This is a genomic window from Komagataeibacter xylinus (assembly GCF_004302915.1).
In the GTDB taxonomy this organism is placed as follows: domain Bacteria; phylum Pseudomonadota; class Alphaproteobacteria; order Acetobacterales; family Acetobacteraceae; genus Komagataeibacter; species Komagataeibacter xylinus_C.
This window is the reverse complement of sequence record NZ_QQBI01000080.1, coordinates 1-3,074: the sequence shown is the minus strand read 5'-3', so window position 1 is coordinate 3,074 and position 3,074 is coordinate 1. Positions and strand designations below refer to the sequence as shown.

The following is a 3,074-nucleotide window of genomic DNA, read 5'->3' as shown; positions in this document are numbered from 1 at the left end:
CAGGACATGCAGGCCGCCTTTCATACCGCGATCCGTGCGGTTCAGGTGGAGCGGCAGCAACTGACCGACATTGTCGGACAGGCCCGTACCCAGGACCGTCAGAACTGGTGGGTGCTGAAGGTCGGGCTGGCCTGTCTGGCTGTCGGGATCGGGTTCTCGCCTGCCTTGACCTATCTCCTACCATCGTCACTAGGGACGCGGGTGGCCTCCTTTATCGTGGGCGGACAGGATCGGTGGGAATCTGGTGCGTTGATGATGGAGGCCGACAATCCCGAAAGCCTGCGGCATATGGTCCGGGCCAACCGGCTTGTGGACGCCAGTCGGGACCGGATCGCTGGCTGCCAGAAAACGGCCAACGAGACGAAGGTGGACCAGTCCTGTGTCCTGACCGTCCGGCCGGATGGGTCATAAGCGTCCTGTCAGGACAGGAGATCATGCACGCTCATGCCGTCGAGGATGGCCATAAAAGCATCGGTTGCCTGTCTGGTCAGGTGACGGAGACGGCAGGCATCTGCCAGGATGCAGGGTCTGCCCTGAAGCGGCGCACAGCCGGTCATGACTTCACCTTCGGTTTCCATGAGGCGGATGACATGCCCGACATTGATGTCTTTCGGGGAGCGGGCCAGGCTGACGCCACCATTCCGCCCCCGGGTTCCCACCAGGAGATCATGATGGCACAAGTCGTTGACGACCTTCACGAGATGGTTATGGGAGATATTGTGCCGCTCGGCGATGTGCCGGACCGTTATGCGGTTCTGTGTGTGTCCATGGCGGGCCAGATGGATCAGCACGCGGAAGGCGTAGTCGGTACGCAAGGTGAGGTGCATCAGCCAAGTCGCGTGGCAGTCGGGCTGATCTGCCCCGAAGGCGTGAAAAGGTTTCCGGGACCATAGTCCGAGGAGGCCAGGTTTTCGAGCTGGTTGCTGACGCGCATCCAGAAGGCGGCGTCATCCACAAGGCCAGCCTCGACACACCGGCCAACGTGATGGCGCGCCCGTTCCCTGGCGCCAGGTAGTCCGTATTCGCGCAGGAGGGCTACCGTCATGGCGTCTGTATCCATGATCTCAAGGTCACGGGCCTGCTTTATTCCTGAACCTGCCATCTGTCCGTCCTTTTTTCACGCCTGTCCTGTGACGACAGCCGGGAAAGCGGGCAATCAGGCACACGCCTCCTGCCCGCCCTGGCGTCGGGCGGGTAGAAACGTGTTCCAAAAGGGCAAAAGCACGCCCTGCCTATTTCCACTACGGCAGACAGGTCTCCCTGTTCACCGCTGGACATAGTCCGGGTGTTGTATTGGGCAGGCCACCCGACAAGGAGGCCGCCCTTTTGGAAAAGGCGTTTCTACGCGCCTCTTTCAAAATACCACATGCTGTCTGGCAGCACCACCCGCCCAGGCTCCCGGTAGCGGTCACAGGAAAGGAGAAGAGAGTGCTGCTGCTCTTTTTAGACGGCCCTGATGGGGCCTGGATAGGACTGCACGAGTGGATCATGGGTCAGGAGGAGGAGCCCTTCGACCGTGGCCTGGGCGACAAGGATACGGTCAAAAGGGTCGCGATGAATATCGGGAAGCTGTCCAACTGCCACGGCATGCTGACTGGTGACGGGGAGGTCTTCATACCCGTTCTCGATGAGGCCACGACGCAACAGATGCGGATCAACCTGGAAGTCTGCCCGGCCAAGCCCGGCCTTGATCGTGACTTCCCACAGGCTTGCGGCGCTAAACATCAGGATGTTCAGAGGGTCTTCCATGAATGTCCGGGCATCGGCGGAGAGTTTCCCCGGGTTTCCGGCTGCCCACAGGAGCAGGTGGGTATCGAGCAGAAGCCTCATGCCTGCCCGTCGAACAGCACGCCGATCTCTTCGTGTCCCATATGATCAAAATCGTCCGGGACTTGGATTTTGCCAGTCAGAAAGCCCAGACGCTGCCTGTGCTGTTCCTCAGGGGCACAGACAGGGCTGACCCGCACAACCGGCTTGCCGGCCCTGGCGATGATGAAGCTTTCACCCTTTGTGGCGGCATCGATCAGCCGGGACAGGTGGGTCTTGGCTTCATGGATATTGACGACACGCATGGCATCCCTCATTGACTTGGTCATACAAACTTAGTTTATTTTGGGCAGATCGGCAAGAAAAAGCGGAGAGCAGCTGCGCTGCGGTCTGGCTGCCACGATGACTGTCTTTGGAAATGAAAATTTCAGACCAAAAATAAATAACTATTATACATTATGTATTGTATAGACGAATACAGTGCATATTTGTTGGTTGTATCAGGATATTTCCACATAAAATGTATGAGGTATGCCGTTATTCAACCGCTAGTTGAATGAATTCTTCTGTTGCTGCCTTCCATGTCAAACTGTATCCATGAATGACGAAATATGTCGTTTTAAAGGCGACGTTCCATTCAATACAGGACCGACCGGTCATCGCCGGTCAGGCTGACCGTTCGGGAGGTTACTGATGCAGTTCAGGGCCGTGGCTTGTGCTTTTCTTTTTTCTGCTTCCCTGACGGGCGTATCCCATGCTGCGGGAACGGCAGCGGTCCCGGCCCCGTCTGCCGCGCCATCGCCCGCAAAAGGGGCCTCTGCTTCTCCGCAGGCCCCGGCCCAGCCTTCGCCGATCACCACGCAGCAGGCTTTTGGCGCCTGGCAGGCCAACTGCACCTATGCGCCCGCGACACGCGCGGCTTCGCTGTGCGTGGCGGCCCAGCAGCTGAGCATGCAGCAGCAGGGCAAGGCCGTGCCGCTGGGCATGGTGATCGTCGCCCGGGCCGCGACCGACAGGGTGGCGATCACCGCGCGCCCCTACGAGCTGAGCGTCATGACCCCGCTGGGCTTCGACCTCACGAAGCCTGCCACCCTGTCGATGGATAACGGCAAGCCGGTCAGCCTGCCCTATCTGGTGTGCAACGCATCGGGCTGCCTGTCGACGCTGCAGGCGACGCCCGCCATGATCACGGCACTGAAGGCGGGCAAGACCGGCCACATCCGCGTCAGCCTGTGAGTGCTGGTTGTAATCTCCCCAAATGTGCTGGTTGAAAATTCCCCAGTTTGAGAACTGTGCGTGATCGTCAT

At 59.3% G+C, this 3,074-nt stretch carries 6 protein-coding genes; 2 read left to right on the top strand and 4 right to left on the bottom strand.

Annotation, left to right across the window (positions count from 1 at the left end; all coding sequences use genetic code 11):
• Positions 1-411: DUF6118 family protein (locus DV027_RS17100; protein ID WP_242622000.1), on the top strand; the 411-nt coding region annotated here is incomplete at its 5' end.
• Positions 412-419: 8 nt separating this feature from the next.
• Here DV027_RS17100 and DV027_RS17095 read toward each other — a convergent pair.
• The 4 genes from DV027_RS17095 to DV027_RS17080 form a co-directional block, all read right to left on the bottom strand.
• Positions 420-815, bottom strand: coding sequence for an RrF2 family transcriptional regulator (locus DV027_RS17095; protein WP_235720939.1), 396 nt, complete (start codon positions 813-815; stop codon positions 420-422).
• Positions 816-826: 11 nt separating this feature from the next.
• Entirely contained in the window at positions 827-1,102 is a 276-nt protein-coding gene (locus tag DV027_RS17090) for a hypothetical protein (RefSeq protein WP_110570055.1), read from the bottom strand.
• A gap of 341 nt (positions 1,103-1,443) precedes the next feature.
• Entirely contained in the window at positions 1,444-1,830 is a 387-nt protein-coding gene (locus tag DV027_RS17085) for a type II toxin-antitoxin system VapC family toxin (protein WP_110570054.1), read from the bottom strand.
• Positions 1,827-2,072: a type II toxin-antitoxin system Phd/YefM family antitoxin gene (locus tag DV027_RS17080; protein ID WP_087609099.1), complete on the bottom strand. Its 246-nt coding sequence runs from the start codon at positions 2,070-2,072 to the stop codon at positions 1,827-1,829. The genes DV027_RS17085 and DV027_RS17080 overlap by 4 nt, the downstream gene beginning before the upstream one ends.
• A 388-nt stretch (positions 2,073-2,460) precedes the next feature.
• Between DV027_RS17080 and DV027_RS17075 the strand changes: the two genes are divergently transcribed.
• A complete protein-coding gene (locus DV027_RS17075) occupies positions 2,461-3,003 on the top strand; it encodes an invasion associated locus B family protein (RefSeq protein WP_130732974.1) in 543 nt (180 codons plus the stop codon).
• Positions 3,004-3,074 lie beyond the last annotated feature (71 nt).

Bases quoted from the DNA above. Each gene is read 5' to 3' on its own strand.
- DV027_RS17090 (WP_110570055.1), bottom strand. From the start codon at position 1,102: ATGGCAGGTTCAGGAATAAAGCAGGCCCGTGACCTTGAGATCATGGAT.
- DV027_RS17085 (WP_110570054.1), bottom strand. From the start codon at position 1,830: ATGAGGCTTCTGCTCGATACCCACCTGCTCCTGTGGGCAGCCGGAAAC.
- DV027_RS17080 (WP_087609099.1), bottom strand. From the start codon at position 2,072: ATGCGTGTCGTCAATATCCATGAAGCCAAGACCCACCTGTCCCGGCTG.
- DV027_RS17075 (WP_130732974.1), top strand. From the start codon at position 2,461: ATGCAGTTCAGGGCCGTGGCTTGTGCTTTTCTTTTTTCTGCTTCCCTG.